The sequence below is a fragment of the Nocardia bhagyanarayanae genome (assembly GCF_006716565.1).
GTDB lineage: Bacteria > Actinomycetota > Actinomycetes > Mycobacteriales > Mycobacteriaceae > Nocardia > Nocardia bhagyanarayanae.
This window is the reverse complement of record NZ_VFPG01000001.1, coordinates 4446159-4466255: the sequence shown is the minus strand read 5'-3', so window position 1 is coordinate 4466255 and position 20097 is coordinate 4446159. Positions and strand designations below refer to the sequence as shown.

Here is a 20097-nt window from a genome sequence, read left to right as displayed (position 1 = left end):
AAAAAGGTGCCGAGCCCGCCGACGAGCACTCCCCCACGACCCCGGTGAGCACCATCACATCGCCCGGGTTCCGGCAGCGCCGCGCGCAACGGAAACGGCGGCGCCGCGGTGCGCGGCGCGGCCGTCCTCGCCGGACGAATCAGGCGTTGAAGTACTTCGCCTCGGGGTGCAGCAGGACGAAGGCGTCGGTGGACTGTTCGGGATGCAGCTGGAGCTCCTCGGAGAGCACGACACCGATGCGATCGGCCTCGAGCAGGTCGACGAGCTTGGCGCGGTCTTCGAGGTCGGGGCAGGCGCCGTAGCCGAAGGAGTAGCGCGCGCCGCGGTAGCCGAGCTTGAAGTAGTCCTGCACGTCGTCGGGGTCGGATTCGGCTACCGAGTGCCCTTCCAGCACGAGCTCTTCGCGGATTCGGCGGTGCCAGTACTCGGCGAGCGCCTCGGTGAGCTGGACGCCGATGCCGTGCACCTCGAGGTAGTCGCGGTAGTTGTCGGCGGCGAAGAGTTCGTTGGCGAAATCGGCGATGGGCTGGCCCATGGTCACCAACTGGAACGGCAGCACGTCGACCTGACCGGTGGCTTCGGCCTGTTCGCGCGAGCGCAGGAAGTCGGCGATGCACAGGAACCGGTCGCGCTGCTGGCGCGGGAAACGGAATCGGTACCGTTCCGGCGCGGCGGGATCGGGTTCGGTCAGCACCACGACCTCGTCGCCTTCCGACACCGCCGGGAAGTAGCCGTAGACCACCGCCGCGTGCTGCAGCACGCCCTCGGTGGACAGCCGATCCAGCCAGGCCCGCAGCCGGGGGCGGCCTTCGGTCTCCACCAGTTCCTCGTAGGAGGGTCCATCACCGCCGCGCTGGCCGCGCAGACCCCACTGGCCCAGGAACAGCGCCCGCTCGTCGAGCAGGCCCGAGTAATCGTGCAGCGACAGGCCTTTGATCACCCGCGTGCCCCAGAACGGCGGCACCGGCACCGGCAGGTCGGCGGCGACGTCCGAACGCTCGGGCACCACCACGGGGGTCTCGGCGGCCTTGCGCTGGGCGGCGATGCGCTTGGACCGTTCGTGGCGGGCCTTGCGTTCGGCGGCCTTCTCTCGCTCGGCCACGGCCTCGGGGCTGTCGGGGTCCGGACCGCCGCCGCGCTTGCGGGTCATGATGTCGTCCATCAACCGCAGACCCTCGAACGCGTCGCGGGCGTAGTGCACGTCGCCCTCGTAGACCTCGGTCAGGTCGTTCTCGACATAGGCGCGGGTCAGCGCGGCCCCGCCCAGCAGCACCGGGAACTGATCGGCCACACCGCGGGCGTTGAGCTCCTCGAGGTTCTCCTTCATCACCACGGTCGACTTCACCAGCAGCCCGGACATGCCGATGACGTCGGCCTTCTTGTCCACCGCGGCGTCGAGGATGGTCGCGATCGGCTGCTTGATACCGAGATTGACCACCTCGTAGCCGTTGTTGGACAGGATGATGTCGACCAGGTTCTTGCCGATGTCGTGCACATCGCCCTTGACGGTGGCCAGCACGATGCGGCCCTTGCCCGAGTCGTCGGTGGCCTCCATGTGCGGCTCCAGGTAGGCGACCGCGGCCTTCATCACCTCGGCGGACTGCAGTACGAACGGCAGCTGCATCTGCCCCGAACCGAACAGCTCACCGACGGTCTTCATGCCCGCGAGCAGCGTCTCGTTGATGATCTGCAGCGGCGGCACCTCGGTCATCGCCGCGTCGAGGTCGGCCTCCATCCCGGCCTTCTCGCCGTCGACGATGCGCCGCTCGAGCCGCTCGAACAGCGGCAAAGCCGCCAGTTCCTCGGCGCGCGAAGCCTTCGACGACGACGCGGAGACGCCCTCGAACAGCGCCATCAACTTCTGCAGCGGGTCGTAGTCCTCGGTGCGCCGGTCGTAGACCAGGTCGAGCGCGGTCTCGCGCTGCTCGTCCGGGATCCGGCTCATCGGCAGGATCTTGGAGGCGTGCACGATCGCCGAATCCAGACCCGCCTGGACGCACTCGTGCATGAACACCGAGTTCAGCACCTGCCGCGCGGCCGGGTTCAAACCGAAGGAGATGTTCGACAGACCCAGGGTCGTCTGCACCTCCGGGTGGCGGCGCTTGAGTTCACGGATCGCCTCGATGGTCTCCAGGCCGTCGCGGCGCGACTCCTCCTGGCCGGTGCCCAGGGTGAAGGTCAGGGTGTCGATGATGATGTCGGACTCGGCCAGACCCCAGTTGCCGGTGATGTCGGCGATCAGGCGCTCGGCGATCTCGACCTTCTTCTCGGCGGTGCGAGCTTGACCCTCTTCATCGATGGTCAGCGCGACCACCGCGGCGCCGTGCTCGGCGACCAACCGCATGGTCTGCTGGAAGCGGGACTCCGGTCCGTCACCGTCCTCGTAGTTCACCGAGTTGACCGCGCACCGGCCGCCCAGGTGCTCGAGCCCCGCTTGCAGCACCGGCGTTTCGGTGGAGTCGAGCATGATCGGCAGGGTCGACGCGGTCGCCAGTCGCGAAGCCAGCGCCTCCATGTCCTTGCTGCCGTCGCGGCCGACATAGTCGACGCACAGATCCAGCATGTGCGCGCCGTCACGGGTCTGGTCCTTGGCGATGTCGAGGCACTTCTGCCAATCCTCGGCCAGCATCGCCTCACGGAAAGCCTTGGAGCCGTTGGCATTCGTGCGCTCACCGATCATCATCACCGAGGCGTCCTGTTCGAACGGCACCGCGGTGTACATGCTCGACACGCTCGGCTCGTGCACCGGCGAGCGGCGCTGCGCGATCGGCGCCAGCGTCGGCTCGACCTCGCGCACCGCCTCGCGCACCTGACGGATGTGCTCGGGCGTGGTGCCGCAGCACCCGCCGACCAGAGCCAGGCCGAACTCACTGACGAACTGGCGCATGGAAACGGCCAGCTCCTCCGGCGTCAACGGATACTCGGCGCCCTTGGCGCCGAGCACCGGCAGACCCGCGTTGGGCATCACCGATACCGGCACCTTCGCGTGCCGCGACAGGTGCCGCAGGTGCTCGCTCATCTCGTCGGGGCCGGTCGCGCAGTTCAGCCCGATCATGTCGATGCCCAGTGGCTCGAGCGCGGTCAACGCCGCGCCGATCTCGCTGCCGACCAGCATGGTGCCGGTCGTCTCCACCGTCACGTGGGTGATGATCGGGATCCGGCGGCCCGCGCGCTCCATCGCCCGCTTGCTGCCCGTCACCGCCGCCTTCACCTGCAACAGGTCCTGGCAGGTCTCGATCAGGATCGCGTCCGCGCCGCCCTCCAGCATGCCCAGCGCCGCCTCGACGTAGGCGTCGCGCAGCACCGTGTACGGCGCGTGCCCCAGCGTCGGCAACTTCGTGCCAGGACCCATCGAACCCAGCACGTACCGCGGCGTGCCGTCCTCGCTCGGGCCCATCTCGTCGGCCACCTCGCGCGCCAGCCGGGTACCGCGCTCGGACAGATCGCGAATCCGGTCGGCGATGTCGTAGTCGGCCAGGTTCGGCAGGTTGCAACCGAAGGTGTTGGTCTCGACCGCGTCCGCGCCCGCCTCGAAGTACGCGCGATGGATGTCGCGCAGCACGTCGGGCCGGGTCTCGTTGAGGATCTCGTTGCAGCCTTCGAGCCCACGGAAATCGTCCAGGGTCAGATCCGCCGCCTGCAACATCGTGCCCATCGCGCCGTCACCGATGACGACACGCCGGCTGAGCGTGTCGAGAAGCGTGGTATCGAACCCGGCGGAATTGGACACAGACATGGGTACAAGCGTAAAGGCCGGGTACGACCGGTAACGAACAGCCTGCGGATCTCCTCGGTGAGCGTGAGCGGCGCCACACCCGACCGAGGACCGTCCGCGAGCGCTTGCCGCATCGGGGCGTCCGCCACTACGAACCGGCGCACAACACGACCCGACGCACCATCTCCCACCTCTCCAGCCACCCCGGGGGCGAGTCTTACGAGCCCGTTCCCGGCCCGTCTCGCGTCCGAGACCGCGAGGCGCATGCGACGCAGTCGGGAGACTCGCGGTCTCGGACGCGAGACACCAGGGGGCCGGGAACACGCGCGCGCCAGCGCGCCGATAGACACAGCACCGGGCGAGCGCACACCGTAGGCTGACCGGGTGAACCCCAGTGAAACTTCCGATTCGGAACTGCCGACGTTGCGGGATCCGGTGCTGGTTGCCGCCTTCGAGGGCTGGAACGACGCCGGTGACGCGGCGAGCGGCGCCGTGGAGCATCTGGAACTGATCTGGGACGCCGAGCCGCTGGCCGAACTCGATTCCGAGGACTACTACGACTATCAGGTGAATCGGCCGACGGTGCGTCAGGTCGACGGCGTGACCAGGGAGATCCAGTGGCCCGCCACCATGCTTTCGGTGTGTTCCCCGCCGGGCAGCGACCGGGATGTGGTGTTGCTGCGCGGGATCGAGCCGAACATGCGGTGGCGCAGCTTCTGCGCGGATCTGCTCGAGTTCATCGAGCAGCTGGGCGTGCAGACCGTGGTGATCCTGGGCGCGCTGCTCGCCGACACTCCGCACACCAGGCCCGTCCCGGTCACCGGTTCCGCGTACAGCAAGGAAGCGGCCGAGCGTTTCAGCTTGGAGCAGACCCGTTACGAGGGCCCGACCGGCATCACCGGCGTCCTGCAGGATCAGTGCGTCAAGGCCGGGGTGCCCGCCGTGTCGTTCTGGGCGGCGGTGCCGCACTACGTGTCGCAGCCGCCGAATCCGAAGGCGACGATCGCGTTGCTGCACCGGGTCGAGGACGTGCTCGACATCGAGGTGCCGCTCGGCGAGTTGCCCAAGCAGGCCGAGGAGTGGGAGGCCGCGGTCAACGAGATGACGGTGGGCGACGAGGAGATCACCGAGTACGTGCGCTCGCTGGAGGAGCGTGGTGACGCGGCCGTCGATCTGAACGACGCGATGGCCAAGATCGATGGCGACGCGATCGCGGCGGAGTTCGAAAAGTACTTGCGCAGAAGGGGTCCCGGTAGTTTCGGGTTGTGATCGGCCGGCTCGCCCGTATTCCCGCACGCGCGAAGGCGGCTGGATCCCCGTGTGAGCACGACATCGGCTCTTCCGCCGAGCGAGCGATACGACGATTCTGTCCCCCGTGCGAGCAACACCGTCAGGTGTTGCTCGCATCCTTCGGATCCGGGTTGCTCATGAGACGGTCGGTGGCGGGGCCGCGACGCTCGTCGCCCGCACCTCCTCGACGGTCCAGACCTGGGCCGCCGCGTCCTGGGCCAGCTTCGCGATCAGAATGTCGCGCGGAATCGTCTGGCCGGCAAAGTGATCGAGTGACGGCACCACCACGTGGTGTGCGTCGGCGCGCTTGAGTTCCTGCGTCAGCTCGGCGAACGCCGTGCCGTCACCCGCTGTCGATTCATGGAATGTTGCGGCGAAGCAAAGCCCTTCGGCTTGGGCGAGCGTGCTCATCGCCCGCTCGAGCTCTTCGCTGTGGCCGTCGGCCAGATCGTCACGCAAGTATCCATAGATCAACGCTTCCACCCGAACCTCCGTTGGATTGGGCCGCTGTTCTCTCGTTTGGATCTTCCCGTGCAGGGTACTGCCGGTGGGGCGGTCTTGGCCTTGCATCTGTTCTTACATTTGCGAATCGGGCAATCCGACCGCTCCTTCTCCAGGATCGCTGACGCAAAACTGCGAATGCAGGTGTCAACCCACTGACATCTAGATGCCCTATCCGGGCCACCGCGCGTTAACTGGTGCGATACTACAACCGTGGCCGCTGGAGACGATCGACCCGTCTGGGCAGTCCGGATGCGTTCCGAGCGCGATGCGAGGGGGTGGTCACAGGCCGACGCAGTCCGCGTGATGCGTGCGAAGTCTTCGCACAATCTGCCGACCGACAGCACGCTGCTACGCAATTGGCGGCGTTGGGAGTCGGGCGAGTCGCGGCCCGACGATTTCTACGCGCCCATCATCGCCGCCGCTTTCGACACCGTCACCGCGGCATTCTTTCCCAAGGCCAGGCCGAACCGGGACGACGAATTGCTTTCGGCCACCGGCATGGACACGCTGGAGTTCATCGGCAGGCTGCGCATGTCCGATGTCTCCGCCTCGACCCTGGACGCCGTTCGGATCACCGCCGAGCGCCTGTGCTGCGAGTATCCCTACGCCGATCCGCACGAACTGCACGCCGAGGGCACGGCCTGGCTGCGCCGTATCACCTCGCTGCTGGACGGGCGGCTGACGCTGGCCCAGCACCGGGAGATCCTGGTGCTCGCGGGCTGGGTCGCACTGCTGGTCGGCTGCGTGGACTACGACCTCGGCCGCCGCACTTCGGCGGAGGCGACCCGGCGCGCGGCGTGGTCGCTCGGCAACGAGGCCGGGCATCGCGAGATCACCGGCTGGGCAGCGGAAATGGCGGCCTGGTTCGCGCTCACCCAAGGTAACTACCGTGGCGCGGTGGAAGCGGTGGACGGCGCGTTGGAGGACAGTCGCGAGTTCGGCGTCGGCGTGCAACTCGCCGCGCAACGCGCCAAGGCGTGGGCCCGGCTCGGCGACCGCGGCGAGGTGGAACGGGCGCTCGGCATCGGCCGGGCGATCCTGGAGCGACTCGACCATCCGGCGAACCTGGACAACCACTTCGTGGTGGATCCGCAGAAGTTCGACTTCTACGCGATGGACTGCTGCCGCGTGGCGGGCGAGGATCGGCTCGCGGAAGCCTTTGCCCGCGAGGTCATCCGGAACTCCACCCGCGCCGACGGCACCATCCGCAATCCGATGCGCGTCTCCGAGGCGCACCTGACGCTGGCCGTCGTCGCCGTGCGCAATCGGGACCTCGAACTCGCCGTGGCCGAGGGCATGCGCGCCTTCGCGGGCAAACGCCGCTCGCTGCCCTCGCTGATGTGGATAGCCGGCGAGGTGGCGCGCGAGATCATCGAACGCTATCCCGGCGATCCGCGCACACGCTGTTATCTCGAGCAACTGCGCGCGCTGTCCGTCGAGTGAACGGGGCGCGGCGGACGGCGGGCGAACGACGGCGCGGCGGACACAGCCACGCCGAACGGGGGTCGGTCTTGGCGGCGGCGACCGGCCCGCTACTACCCTGTTGCCGGTGACCGACTCCGACGACGGCCCGCCCTTCGGCGACCAGCCCGGCCCAGCCACGCTGGGTGACCAGCCCGGCTCGGCCGTGCTCGGTGATCCGCGGGGCTCGGCCGTACCGGGTGACCAGCCCGGCTCGGCCCTGCTGTGGGACGAGCGGCTGCGACTGTTCTCCTTCGCGACCGCGGAGAAGCGGGCCGAATACCTCTGGGTGTTGCGGGCATTCGACAGTGCGCGCGCCGCGTATGTGGTGCTGCTGCACGCCGACGACGTGGCGGACTGGATTCGCCGCAACGGTGGACGGGCGCGGGTCGCGGAAAGCGGACCGTCGCAGGACACGGACGAAATCGGCACTGCCGAGGCGCAGCCCGGCCTCTTCCGGCGCGCCGACGCCGCGCCGCTGAGCGCCGCGGAGATCGGACCGCTGCTCGACCAGCTGCACCAGTGGGGCGTGCTGGAGCGCAGCTACGACGGCACCAGGGCCGCGACGCTGGCCGAATACCGCAACCGGCACTACGTCTATCAGTTCTCCCAGGCCGGGTTCCAGGCCTATCGCGCGGTGGCGGGCGTGCTGGAGGCGCGGCTGGACGAGGCGTCGCTGTCCCGGCTCGTGCTGCCCGAACTGCTCGCCGACCTGCACACCCTCGCCGAGGCGAATCGGGCGGGCGACGCCGAGCGCGTCTACCGCATCCTGCGCAGGCTGGACGCGGCGCTGTCCGACATGGCCGCGCGCGCCGCGCATTTCTACCTGTCGCTCGGCGATCTGGTGCGCACCACCGAGATCACCCCCGAATCGTTTCTCGCGCACAAGGACGCGCTGCTCGCGCACATGCGCGAGTTCAGCATGGATCTGGCGCGTTTCGTGCCGCGCCTGGCCGCCGCCATCGGCGAGATCGAGGAGACCGGCGTCGACGAGCTCATCGCGCGCGCCGCGAGTTGCGACGAGCGGGTGCTGCTGAGCGCCGCGGAACGCGAGGCGGACTGGCGCGCCCGCTGGCATGGTCTGCGCACCTGGTTCGTCACCTCGGGCGGCGACGGCGAGTCCACCGAGGCGGACCGGCTGCGCGAGGCCACCATGAGCGCGATCGCGGCCGTGCTGTCGCTGCTGCGACGAGTCACCGAGACGCGGCGCGGCGGGGTGAGCCGGGAATCGGCGCTGCGGCACCTGGCGGGCTGGTTCACCGCGGCGCCGACCGCGGACAGCGCGCACGCGCTCTTCGACGCGGTGTTCGGGCTCGGCAGGCCGCGCCACCTGGCCATGGAGCATCCCGACGCCGACATCGTGCCCGCGACGCGGTCCTGGTGGGAGGCGCCGCCGCTGGAGATCTCGCGCACGCTGGCCGAGACCGGACGGCCGCCCTCGGCGGGCGCGCCGGGCCGAATCCAGCGCAACGACGCGGGGATTCGCCGTTTGCGCGAGGCCCAGCTGGCCGCGCAGCGGGCCAGGGCGGAGGCGGCGCAGTCGTTGGCGGCCGCCGACGTTCACGAACGGGTGCTCGACGAACGTGAGACCGAGGTCCTGCTGCGGCTGCTCGACGCCGCCTCGACCGCCTGGGTGCCGGTCAGCGGCCGGGTCGCGGGAACCACCGGCTCGGACAGCGGCGTGACGCTCACTGTCTCCGAACACCCGGAACCGACCGTGGTGCGGACCTCGCGCGGACTGCTGCACCTGAACAACCGCAAGCTCGACGTCCGCGCGACGAAGTCCCGCGGCGGGCATCCGGAGCGCGGACGCGGGAAGGACACTGTCGCCTCCGACACCGGAACCACAGGGGGCGCGGCATGATTCACGCGCGCCGCATCGACGCGCTCGCGCTGGACAACTATCAGCGCGCCGCGCGGGTGATCCTGGCCAACCACCTGGTGACCCGCACCTATCCCGATCGGATCGCGCTCCCGCTGATCCGCCGGTGGGCCACCGAACTGCGCGAAGACCTCGCCGAACTCTTCGGCTACCGGCTCGAGGTCACCGAGACCACCGCGCGCGTCTACCCGGTGATCGACCGGCTGGACGGCGGCAAACCCGCGCGCACGGTGAACGACCGCGTCTTCGACCGCCGCCGCTACGCCTATCTCGCGCTGGCGCTGGCGGCGCTAGGCCGCGCGGGCGATCAGATCACGCTCTCCGAACTGGCCGATCAGGTCGCGGCGTACACGGCGCGGATCGAGGGGCTCGAGCTCGCGCCGGATCGCGCGGCGGATCGCGACGCCTTCGTGGACGCGGTCGGCTGGCTGGCCGCGCGCGGCGCGCTCGCCCTCGCCGACGGTGACGCGGGCGGCTGGGCGGCCGATCCCGAGGCGGGCGAGGCGCTCTACGACATAGACCGGCCGGTGGTGTTCGCGCTGTTCCGCCCGCCGCGGGCGCTCCAGCATCTGCACAGCGTCCGCGGCCTGCTCGCCGAGGATCCCGCCGTCACAGCGGGTCAGCCCGCCGCGCAGTCCGGCGAACTCGCCCGCCGGGTGCGCCGGGCGCTGGTGGAGCGGCCGGTGGTGTACGCCGCGGATCTGGCCCCCGAGGAACGCCCGGTGCTAGCGCAGGAGCGCACCGTCGCCGACGTCGAGTTGTTCACCGGTCTGCGCGCCGAACGCCGTGCCGAGGGCGTCGCCCTCATCGACACCTCCGGGCGGCTGTCCGATGTCCGCTTCCCGGGCACCGGCACGCTCGCCCAAGTGGCGCTGCTGCTGGTCGGCGAGATCGCGGACGTGGTCCTCGACATCGACCACCCGCTCCCCCACCGCCCGCGCCGGGCCGAGCCGGGCGAGACGCTGGCCGACGAGCTGGACGACGCCATCCCCGAATCCACGCTGTTCGCCCCGATGGCCGACTTTCCGTTCGACACCGAAGCGGGCGAGGCGGATTCGACGGTGGACGAACCCGAGGCGACCTACCCGTTCGTCGCGGCCGACTGGGTGCGCGACACTGTGCGCGCGCTCACCGACCGCTACGGCGTCACCTTCGCCGCGCAATGGCAGGCCGACGTGCCAGGGCTCACCGCGCAGGTCACCGCGCTGCTGGCGCGGCTGCGCCTGATCCAGGTGGTCGAGGACGGGCTGCTCGTGCTGCCCGCGCTGGCCCGCTATCGCGGGGCGGTGGTCACCGTGCGCACGAAGCGGGCCGCGGAACTGTTCGTCACCGCCGCCGACACGGTCGGGGCCTCGAGCACCGGTACGGAAGGGATCTGATCATGTCGGTCATTCACGGCGGAGTGCGTTTCATCCCGACCCGCGCCGGAATCGTCAATCTGTGGGACTACCGGGATCAGGAGTTCTGCTTCGCCGACGGCAGGCTGGTGCTGCGCGGACCCAACGGTTCGGGCAAGACCAAGGCGCTCGAGGTGCTGTTCCCCTTCGTGCTCGACGGGCGCATCGAGCCGCGCAGGCTCAACCCGTTCGCGGGCGAAGAGCGCACGATGAAGTCGAATCTGCTGTACCGCAAGCAGGAATCGGCCTACTCCTATGTCTGGATGGAGTTCGCGCGCGGCAAGTGGGACGACCCCGAGGTGGTCACCGTCGGCATCGGCATGCGGGCCACCCGCTCCTCGGACAAGGTCACACGCTGGTATTTCGTCGCCGACGGCCGGGTGGGCGTCGACTTCTCGCTCATCGGGCCCGACGACCGTCCGTTCACCCGCAAGCAGCTGGCCGAACAGATCGGCACCGACTCCATCGTGGACCGGCCGGTCGAATACCGGGCCGCCATCGACGCCCGCATGTTCGGGCTCGGCCAGCAGCGCTACGACCAGCTCATCAATCTCATTCTGACGCTGCGCCGTCCGCAGCTGGCCAAGAACCTGGACCCGCGTGGGCTGTCCCAGGCGCTCACCGACGGTTTGCGGCCGCTGGACGAACAGCTGATCCTGGACGCGGCGCGTTCTTTCAGCGATATGGAGGAGGTCGGCCGCACGCTCGAGGGCTTGGTGCACGCCGACACCGCCACCCGCGCGTTCGTCGGCGTGTACCGGAAATACCTCGCGGTACAGGCGAAGACCGATGTCGATCAGGTGCGCGCGCGGCTGGACGCGGTCACCCACGCCAGCACCGCCCTGTTCGCCGCGACCGCGCTGCGCGAGCGCCGCGAAGCCGAGCGCACCGCCGCGGAGGCCCGCGCCGACGACGCCGACCGCGCCTACGAGCAGGCCCTCACCGATCGCGAGACCCTGCAACGCTCCAGCGCCTACGAGGGCAAACAGCAGCTCGACGACCTCGCCGACGCGGTGCGCAGGCTGGAGACGTCGGCGGCGGTGCACCGCGACAAGGCGCTCAAGGCGCGCCAGACCCTGGACCAGCGAGCCGAGGAGGCCGAGCGGGCGCGCGCCGCGGTAGAGCGGGCCGCCGCCGCGCTGTCCCGTGGCGAGGACGAGCTACGCGCCGCCGCCGAGGAGGCGGGCATCGCGTGGACCGCGCTGTCGGACGACGCGCGCGGCGATCAGCTCACCGCGACCGTGCGGGCGCGCGCCGAGGAGCGCGACGCCGACGTGCGCGCGGTGCGTAAAGCGTTGGTGCTCATGGATTCCGCGGCCGCCGAGCGGACAAGGGCGGAACGACTGGCCGAGCGCGCGATCCAGGCGCGCGAGGCGGCCGCCGCCGAGGTGGCGCACGCCGAGGCCGCGGTGACCTTGGCCCGCACCGAAGCCGCCGCGGCACTGCGCGCCTGGTGGGACGCGCACCGGGAGTGCTACCTCCCGCTCGGCGGCGGTCTGTTCGACGCCCTCGACGCGGCGCTGGCGAAGGTCGGCTCCGACGACGCGGCCGGCGTGGCGGAGGTGCTTGCCGAACGCGCCGAACCGCTGCTCGACGAGTTGCGCGACCGCCGGGTGGCGGCCAAGGCGCGGGCCGCGGCGGCGACCGAACAGATCGCCGAGCTCACCGCCGAGCGCGACCGGGTCGGCGCGCAGCGCGACGACGCGCCGCGAAACCCCATGGCGCGCACCGACGACCGGGCGGGTCGTCCCGGCGCTCCGCTGTGGCGGCTGGTCCGCTTCGCCGACGACGTGCCGCCCGAGACCGCCGCCGGTATCGAGGCCGCGCTGCACGCCGCCGGTCTGCTGGACGCCTGGGTGTGCCCCGAGGAGGAACTGCCCGAGGACTATCGCAGCGATCAGTTCCTCGTCCCGCTGCCCCCGCAGGGGCGACCCGCCGGACGCACGCTGGCGGACGTGCTCGTGGTGGAGGACGACGCCGACGGCCTGACCGTGCCGCGGCGGGTCGTCGCCGACGTGCTCGCCTCGGTCGCCCTGCTCGACGACCTCGGTGCCGCCGCGGGCGTGGCGCTCAGCGCTGCGGGTGGGTTCCGGCAGGGCGTGCAGGTGGGCAGGCACCACAAGCCCGACGCCGAGTTCATCGGCGCGACGGCGCGTGCGCGCCGCCGCGAACTCCGGCTCGCCGAGTTGGCCCACGCGCTGGACGCGGCCGTCGAGGCGCAGCGCGTCGCACGCGAGGAAGCGGAAGCCGCGGCCGCGGAACTGGCCCGAATCACCGCGGCCGCCAAGGCGCTTCCGCGCCCCGCCGCGGTCACCGCCGCGCTGCGGGCGGTGTCGGAGAGCGCGGGCGTCATGCGTTCCCGCTCGGAGGCCGCGGCTCAGGCCGAGAAGGATTTGGACCAAGCGGTCACCGAGGTCGCGGCCATCGAGAAGAAGCTGCGGGCCGCCGCCGTCGCGCACCGCGCGCCCCGCGAACCGCGCGAACTCGACGCGCTCGCCGCCGCCATCCGGCATTTCGAGAACACCGGCACCGGACTGCTCCGCCTGCGCGCCGACCACGAGCGGGAGCGCGAACGCGAACGCGAGGGCGCCGACCGATACGACGAGGCGCGCGACCTCGCCGAGGCCTTCGCCGAAGAGGCCGAGGCCGCCCAGACCGGCTATCAGGAGCAGCTGCGCAAACTGGAGACGCTGCGCGAGGCGCTCGGCGCGGGCGCGGCCGACATCGACCGCGAACTCGACCAGGCCAGGCAGCGCATCGAGGCGACGAGGGCCGAACAGAAGTCCGCGCGCAAGGCCGCCAACGCGGCCATCGAGGCGGTCGGCGACGCGGAGGCCGCCTACCGGACCGCGCACGAGTCGCTGGGCACCGCGCTCACCGAGGTGCTCGCCGAGGTGAAAAGCCTTGCCCCCTATGCCCAGCCGGATCTGCTGTCGCTGCTGGGCGCCGCGCCCGACTGCCGCTGGCCGAGCAGCGACGCGGCGTGGTCGACGCCCGAACAGCTGCTCTATCGCATCACCCAGGCGGGTCCGGAACACGAACCGCAGGTGCTGCCCGACGAGGTGGCCGAGCTCTTCGAAAGCCTCGCCGCGGCCACCGCGTCGGTGCGCGCGGGCGAGGCGGCGCGCAAGTCCACCCGCAGCGCGGTGACCTCGGCGCTGCAGGAGTTCGACGCCGCGCTGGCCGCCTCCGGCCGCGACTACCGCTTGCAGTGGGACGCGGCCGACGGGCTGACCGTGGTGCAGGTGCAGGACGAGCACGGCGTCGCCGCGCTCGCCGACTTCGCCGGACGCATCGACCAGGCGCGCCACGACCAGGAATTGCTGCTCACCGACGCCGAGCGCCGCATACTGGAGGACGCGCTGCTCACCGGGCTCGCCCAGCAGATCCACGAGCGCACCAGCGACGCACGCGAACTCATCGCCAAGATGGGCGCGGAGATGAAGCAGCGGCGGATGTCCTCGGGCAACACCATCGGCGTGCACTGGGTGCTCGCCGACAATCTCTCCGACGCCGCGCGGGCGATGTGCAAGCTGCTCGATCGCGACGCCACCACCCTGAGCTCCGACGATCTCGCAGCGATCCGCGCGCACTTCGCCGCCGAGATCCGCGCCGCCCGCGCCGCGCACCCGGAACGCTCCTACCCCGAGATCCTCGCCGCCACCCTGGATTACCGCATGTGGCGGGTGTTCTCGTTCACGCTGATCTCCGGCGACGGCAGCGAGGACAAGCTCACCGTCGCCAGGCACAGCGCGCTGTCCGGCGGCGAGCAGTCGGTGTCGCTGCACCTGCCGTTGTTCGCGGCGGCGCACGTCATGCTCGACTCCGCCGATCCGCAGGCGCCGCGCCTGCTCGCGCTGGACGAGGCGTTCGCGGGCGTCGACGACAACGGCCGCAGCGAATTGCTGGGCCTGAGTGTGCAATTCGACCTCGACCTGTTCATGACCGGCTACGACCTGTGGATCACCTATCCGCACGTGCCGGGCTGCGCGCACTACGACCTGGCGCATTCCACCGCCGAGAGCACGGTGAGCGCGACGCTGCTGGTGTGGGACAGCGGCGACCTGCTCGCCGAACACGACGGCAGCGACCTGACCACCGCACTCGGCTCCCCCAACCGCCGCCGGGTGCCCACCACCATCGAGGGCGGACTCACCCTCGACGACATGCCGGGCGCCCCCGCGCCCGTCGGCTGAAACGGATCGCAGTGACCTCTGTTCCACCCCGCTCCACCGCCGTGTCCGCACCGCGCCGGGTCGCCGCGGCGACCCTGGTCGGAACCACGCTCGAGTGGTACGACTTCATGCTGTACGGCACGGCGTCGGCGCTGATCTTCGGCAAGCAGTTCTTTCCCTCGCTGAGCCCGGCCGCGGGCACCCTCGCGGCGTTCAGCACATTCGCCGTCGGTTTCGGCGCGCGTCCGATCGGCGGACTGCTGTTCGGGCACTTCGGCGACCGGTTCGGGCGGCGCACCACGCTGGTGGTGTCGCTGATCCTGATGGGCGTGAGCTCGACACTGATCGGCCTGCTGCCCACCTACGCGAGCATCGGTTTCTGGGCGCCCGTGCTGCTGGTCGTGCTGCGGCTGGCGCAGGGCGTCGGTCTTGGCGGCGAGGGCGCGGGCGCGACCGTGCTGTCCATCGAGCACGCGCCGCCGGGGCGGCTCAACAGGTACGCGAGCTTCCCGCAGATGGGAACGCCCGCAGGGCTGATCCTGGCCAACGCGATGTTCCTCGGCACGAGCGCGCTGCTGCCGGAGGCGGCGTTCCTGTCCTGGGGCTGGCGGATTCCGTTCCTGCTGAGCGTGCTGCTCGTGGTGGTCGGGCTGGTGGTGCGGCTGCGGGTCACCGAGTCCGAGGAGTACGCGGGGCTGGTGCGGCGCGGCGAGGTGTCGGCGTTTCCGCTGCGCGACGCGCTGCGCGTCGGCTTGCCGCGCCTGACGCTGATCCTGTTGGCGGCGGTGGCGACCTCGGCCGTGGTGTACATCTTCATGGTCTTCACGCTCACCTACGGCACCAAGACGCTGGGATTCAGCAGGGACTTCCTGCTGGCGGGCGTCATCGTGGCCGCGGTCGTCTGGTGCGCCACCATGCCGCTGTGGGGCGCGCTCGGCGATCGGATCGGCACCGCGCGGGTCTTCCTCGCGGGCACCGCGGCGCTGCTCGCGTGGTGCGCGGTCTACTTCCCGCTGCTGAACACCGGCGATCGGGTCGTGGTCTTCCTCGCGCTGCTCGGGATGGGCGTGGTCCTGCCGATCAGCCACAGCGTGGGCGGCATCATCATCGCCGACCTGTTCCCCGCCGCGGTGCGGTACTCGGGGACCTCGCTGATCGTTCAGATCTCCGTGATTCTCGGCGGCGGGCTCGCGCCGCTCATCGCGACGGCGCTGTGGACGGCGGGCGCCGGGTCCGGTGCGGTCGCCTGGTATGTCGTCGCCGTCTGCGCGATCAGCCTGACCAGCACATTCGCTCTGTTCTGGGTGTTGCCGCGGCGCGTGAGCCGCACCGGTGGAGGGCCGTTGCCGAGCGAACCCGAGGGCGAACCCGCGCCGGTGCGCTGACCACCGAGCTACGACTCGGGACTCGGCGGCCCGGCCCTATCGGAGTTACCGTGAAGTTCTCAGGACCGAACGGCGACGCGACGGAGGACCCGGACATGCACATGACCTACGACCCGGCTGCCGACGCCGCCTATTTCACCATCGCCGACGAGGTGGCCCCCGGTGAGGCGACCCGTCAGATCGTCACCCCGGTCGAGGGCGGAACCGTGGTGCTCGACTTCAGCGCTTCCGGCACCCTGCTCGGCTTCGAGGTTCTCGGCGCGCAGCGCATCGTGCCGACCGAAGTCCTCGGCCGGGCGCCGACACCGCCGACGCACTCCTGAGGTGACCGAGCTCCGCCCGTGGCGCGACGCACCTCACATCGGCGGAGGGAAATAGTTCCGCGCGGCGGCCCGTTGAAGCTCACTGTCGGCGTCCGGACAGCCCCGGGCCGCACCCCTTTCAGTCGCTTCGAGCGACCACTCGCCGAGAGGCGCTTGTGGGACGTCGGCACCCCGATCGTGGCACCGCTCTTCGGTGCCGCGGGACCGAGCGCCGCCGGGTGATCCTGGCGGCGCTTCGCGTTCTAGCGTTCGCTGGCGTCCGCGCGCGGAGCCGGGCAGGCGCCGCCGGGAACGGTGGCGATTTCGAAGTGCCACCATTCGTTCGAGTACGTGCGACAGAGCCCCCAGCGGTATCCGTGCTCTTCGAGCCACTGTGCGCCCTCCTGCGGACCGACGTCGACGGCCCGGCCCGCGACGTGGGTCGACTCCTCGGGCGGCAGCACCCAGCGGCGCGCCTCCTCGGGGCTGCCGTAGGTGGCGATGCCGTCCTCCCACATGGCCTGCTGCTCGGCGTAGCTGCGGTGGCCGGAGTTGATCCAGAGCGGAACCTCTTCGGCGTGCGCGGCGTTCTCGGCGAGGGTGTAGGCCACCGCGAGCACCGGATCGAGTCCCTCGGTGCCGGCGGCGGAACCGACGACCTGCCATTCTCCGGCCGGCGCCGCAAGCGCCTGCGGTGCGGCAGCGCCCCCGATCGCGGCCGCCGCCAATACGCCGACCGCCAAACCCTTTCCGATGCCCTCGCTCGTCCGCGACATGGGCGCCATAGTAGCGGCGCGCGACCACCCGCTCCCACGATCGGAACCAATCGGGCAATCCACACCACACCGGACGTGGAAGCCGACACGGCACTTCGCAAACCGGTCCCGTTCGGCCCAACACCACACCGTGCCAACCGGTCTCCATGTCGGCGTGCCATCCGGGATCGGCCTCCACTCGTCACCGACCACGGACGCCGCAGCCGGTCACCGCTGATCGACGGGAGAGAAATGGTTGCCCAACAAGGTCTTTCGGCCACCATTTCTCTACCCTCGAAACCACTTCTCTCCACTCGATAGCGAAATGGCGGTTGAGCTGGCGACCGGCCGATACTGGACGGTCCTTTCGAGCGCCCCACGAATCGGCACCGATGCCGCGCCACCATCACCGGGGGAAACCAGCAGTCCGTGTCAACTCGCGGCTCGCACCGGCGATTTCGTGTGCATTACCTGTGGAGAGAAGCCCGGCGAGCAGTCGCCCCACCCCTCGAATCCACAGGTGTGTGGATAACCAGCGGTGATAGCGGGCGGCTACATCCCGGCCCCAGATCGCCCCATCCGATCCCAAACCGTTTGCCTGCCAACCCCACTATCCACAGGAAAGATCGCTGTCCACATAGTTATCCAGTGCTGTGGATCACATCCGGGCGGGCACTGCTACCAATCCCCCACCGGCCCCGGACGACCCGCGATTTGTCCGAATCATCCGAGCCGCAAGCCCTTTTCGCCCCTCCACACAAAAAAGCGCCGAGGCCGACGAACGGCCTCGGCGCAGCGACCAACCGGTCGGCTTTCCGGCTAGATCGGCTCGCCCCGCTGAATTGCTTCGGCGGCTTGACGATTGCGACCGATCCTCGCACCGATCTCCATCCCGTATTCCCGCGCGTACGCGAGCGCGGTACGAATCTTCCTGGATTGCAGATCGGATTGTCCGCTCAGCACGGTGATCCGTTGCTCGACCGGTCCCTCCAGCTCGAGCAGCCGGGCGACCACCTCCCAGATTTCCGGCCCCGCGGCCAGCGCGGCGCGCCGGTCGTGGATCGGCCCACGGAACAGGATCCCCGGGTGCTCCAACTGGTCGACCCCCTCCCGGATCAACCTGTTCAGCAGTGCGGTCGAACTGGTTCCTTCCTGCGCGGCGCGTGCGACAAGCCGTCGCCCGGCCGATTCCGAGACGCGAAACGACGTACTCATTGCCCTCCTCGCTCGAAATTCCTCGACCTACCCCGCTAAGGGTGCCTCGGGAGGGCGGCGATGCCACACCGGTGATCATGGTGACATCGCCGTGTCCGCACGTCCCGCCCGGACGGTGCGCGACGAGGTCCGCCGACCGCCGGACACCGCCGGTGAACAGGCGAACTCGCGAGTCTCAGACCCGTTCCTTGGACCGCGTGCGCACCCGCAGCGCGATGGGCTTCTGAGTCTCGGCGAAGAAGTCGTTGCCCTTGTCGTCGACGACGATGAACGCCGGGAAGTCCTCGACCTCGATCTTCCAGACGGCCTCCATACCCAGCTCGGGGTATTCCAGTACCTCGACCGACTTGATGCAGTCCAAGGCCAGCCGGGCCGCCGGGCCGCCGATGGAGCCGAGGTAGAAGCCGCCGTGCTCCTTGCACGCCTTGGTCACCTGCGCCGAACGGTTGCCCTTCGCCAGCATGACGAACGAACCGCCCGCGGCCTGGAACTGGTCGACGTAGGAGTCCATCCGGCCGGCGGTGGTCGGACCGAAAGAGCCGGACGCGTACCCGTCCGGGGTCTTGGCCGGCCCCGCGTAGTACACGGCCATGTCGCGCAGGTACTCGGGCATCGGCTCGCCCGCGTCCAGCCGCTCCTTGATCTTCGCGTGCGCGATGTCGCGGGCGACGACCAGCGGACCGGTCAGCGAAAGCCGAGTCTTGACAGGGTATTTCGACAGTTCCGCGCGAATCTCCGACATCGGCCGGTTGAGGTCGATCTGCACGACGTCGCCCCCGAGGATCTCGTCGGTCTGCTCCGGCAGGTACTGCGCGGGCTCGCGCTCGAGCTGCTCCAGGAACACGCCTTCGGGGGTGATCTTGGCCAGCGCCTGCCGGTCGGCCGAGCAGGACACCGCGATCGCGACGGGGCAGCTGGCGCCGTGCCTCGGCAGCCGCACCACGCGCACGTCGTGGCAGAAGTACTTGCCGCCGAACTGCGCGCCGATGCCGAACTCCTGGGTGAGCTTGAAGACCTCTTCCTCGAGCTCCAGGTCGCGGAAGGCGTGCGCGGCGAGCGAGCCCTCGGTGGGCAGGTTGTCCAGGTAGTGCGCCGAGGCGTACTTGGCGGTCTTGAGCGCGAATTCGGCGCTGGTGCCGCCGATCACGACCGCGAGATGGTAGGGCGGGCAGGCCGCGGTACCCAGCGAGCGGATCTTCTCGTCCAGGAACTCCAGCATCCGCGTGGGGTTCAGGATGGCCTTGGTCTCCTGGTAGAGGAAGGACTTGTTGGCCGAACCGCCGCCCTTGGCCATGAACAGGAACTTGTACGACGGGTGCGCGGGATCGCCCTGGGTGGAGTACAACTCGATCTGCGCGGGCAGGTTCGAGCCGGTGTTCTTCTCGTCCCACATGGTGATCGGGGCCAGCTGCGAGTAGCGCAGGTTCAGCTTGGTGTAGGCGTCGTACACGCCGCGGCTGATCCATTCGGCGTCGTCCACGCCGGTCAGCACGCCCTCGGACTTCTTGCCCATGACGATCGCGGTGCCGGTGTCCTGGCACATCGGCAGGATGCCGCCCGCGGAGATGTTGACGTTCTTGAGCAGGTCCAGCGCGACGAAGCGGTCGTTGCCCGAGGCCTCCGGGTCATCGATGATCTTGCGCAGCTGGCCGAGGTGCGCGGGGCGCAGGTAGTGGCTGATGTCGTGCATCGCCTCGGCGGTCAGCAGGCGCAGCGCCTCGGGGTCGACCTGCAGGAACGTGCGTCCGTTGTGCTCGAAGGTGCTGACGCCCTCGGTGGTCAGCAGCCGGTACGGCGTGTCGTCCGCGCCGGTCGGCAGCAGATCTGAATAGCGGAACTCCGGGGCGGTCACGGATCGCACTCCTTCGGGTGAGGCTGGGGCTCGAGCGGACCAGCGGCCACAGGCGGCCTGAGCCGGGCTGGTCACAAGCACAGGGAGCCTATCCACGGGCCGCGACCGACTCCGGGTTAGGCAAACCTAATAGTGCTGGCGGACACAGTGACCCACGCCCGGCT

12 protein-coding genes are annotated in these 20097 nt (G+C 70.0%); 7 read left to right on the top strand and 5 right to left on the bottom strand.

Annotation, left to right across the window (positions count from 1 at the left end; translation table 11 throughout):
* Positions 1-139 precede the first annotated feature (139 nt).
* Entirely contained in the window at positions 140-3736 is a 3597-nt protein-coding gene (gene metH, locus FB390_RS19225; protein ID WP_141810175.1) for a methionine synthase, read from the bottom strand.
* Positions 3737-4099: 363 nt separating this feature from the next.
* On the opposite strand from metH, the gene FB390_RS19220 reads away from it, so the two are divergent.
* On the top strand, positions 4100-4984 hold the full coding sequence (locus tag FB390_RS19220) for a PAC2 family protein (protein ID WP_067781127.1): 885 nt from the start codon (positions 4100-4102) through the stop codon (positions 4982-4984).
* A gap of 156 nt (positions 4985-5140) precedes the next feature.
* Here the strand turns inward: FB390_RS19220 and FB390_RS19215 are convergent, their stop codons facing one another.
* On the bottom strand, positions 5141-5488 hold the full coding sequence (locus FB390_RS19215) for a hypothetical protein (RefSeq protein WP_067781124.1): 348 nt from the start codon (positions 5486-5488) through the stop codon (positions 5141-5143).
* A 324-nt stretch (positions 5489-5812) separates the two neighbouring features.
* Here FB390_RS19215 and FB390_RS19210 point away from each other — a divergent pair, with 324 nt between their 5' ends.
* The 6 genes from FB390_RS19210 (at position 5813) to FB390_RS19185 (ending at position 16132) form a co-directional block, all read left to right on the top strand.
* Positions 5813-6952 carry an NsdA family TPR-like regulatory protein gene (locus FB390_RS19210; RefSeq protein ID WP_141810174.1) on the top strand — a complete coding sequence of 380 codons (1140 nt, stop codon included), beginning with the start codon at positions 5813-5815 and terminating at the stop codon, positions 6950-6952.
* 256 nt (positions 6953-7208) lie between these two features.
* The gene (locus FB390_RS19205) at positions 7209-8834 is read left to right on the top strand and encodes a TIGR02677 family protein (protein ID WP_141811888.1); all 1626 of its coding nucleotides are present in this window, start codon (positions 7209-7211) and stop codon (positions 8832-8834) included.
* Positions 8834-10231, top strand: coding sequence for a TIGR02678 family protein (locus FB390_RS19200; RefSeq protein ID WP_141811887.1), 1398 nt, complete (start codon positions 8834-8836; stop codon positions 10229-10231). Before FB390_RS19205 ends, FB390_RS19200 begins: the two co-directional genes overlap by 1 nt.
* 2 nt (positions 10232-10233) lie before the next feature.
* Positions 10234-14445, top strand: a complete 4212-nt coding sequence (locus FB390_RS19195; RefSeq protein ID WP_141810173.1) for a TIGR02680 family protein — start codon at positions 10234-10236, stop codon at positions 14443-14445.
* Between the two features lie 11 nt (positions 14446-14456).
* Positions 14457-15809, top strand: coding sequence for an MFS transporter (locus tag FB390_RS19190; RefSeq protein ID WP_281292365.1), 1353 nt, complete (start codon positions 14457-14459; stop codon positions 15807-15809).
* A gap of 50 nt (positions 15810-15859) precedes the next feature.
* On the top strand, positions 15860-16132 hold the full coding sequence (locus FB390_RS19185; protein ID WP_221639301.1) for a DUF2283 domain-containing protein: 273 nt from the start codon (positions 15860-15862) through the stop codon (positions 16130-16132).
* Between the two features lie 242 nt (positions 16133-16374).
* On the opposite strand, the gene FB390_RS19180 is transcribed toward FB390_RS19185, so the two are convergent.
* The 3 genes from FB390_RS19180 to FB390_RS19170 form a co-directional block, all read right to left on the bottom strand.
* A complete protein-coding gene (locus FB390_RS19180; RefSeq protein ID WP_141810172.1) occupies positions 16375-16887 on the bottom strand; it encodes a M15 family metallopeptidase in 513 nt (170 codons plus the stop codon).
* 798 nt (positions 16888-17685) lie between these two features.
* Entirely contained in the window at positions 17686-18081 is a 396-nt protein-coding gene (locus FB390_RS19175) for a hypothetical protein (RefSeq protein ID WP_141810171.1), read from the bottom strand.
* Positions 18082-18256: 175 nt separating this feature from the next.
* A complete protein-coding gene (locus FB390_RS19170; protein WP_141810170.1) occupies positions 18257-19933 on the bottom strand; it encodes a fumarate hydratase in 1677 nt (558 codons plus the stop codon).
* Between the last annotated feature and the right edge of the window lie 164 nt (positions 19934-20097).

Bases quoted from the DNA above. Each gene is read 5' to 3' on its own strand.
- metH (WP_141810175.1), bottom strand. From the start codon at position 3,736: ATGTCTGTGTCCAATTCCGCCGGGTTCGATACCACGCTTCTCGACACG.
- FB390_RS19210 (WP_141810174.1), top strand. From the start codon at position 5,813: ATGCGTGCGAAGTCTTCGCACAATCTGCCGACCGACAGCACGCTGCTA.
- FB390_RS19195 (WP_141810173.1), top strand. From the start codon at position 10,234: ATGTCGGTCATTCACGGCGGAGTGCGTTTCATCCCGACCCGCGCCGGA.
- FB390_RS19180 (WP_141810172.1), bottom strand. From the start codon at position 16,887: ATGTCGCGGACGAGCGAGGGCATCGGAAAGGGTTTGGCGGTCGGCGTA.
- FB390_RS19175 (WP_141810171.1), bottom strand. From the start codon at position 18,081: ATGAGTACGTCGTTTCGCGTCTCGGAATCGGCCGGGCGACGGCTTGTC.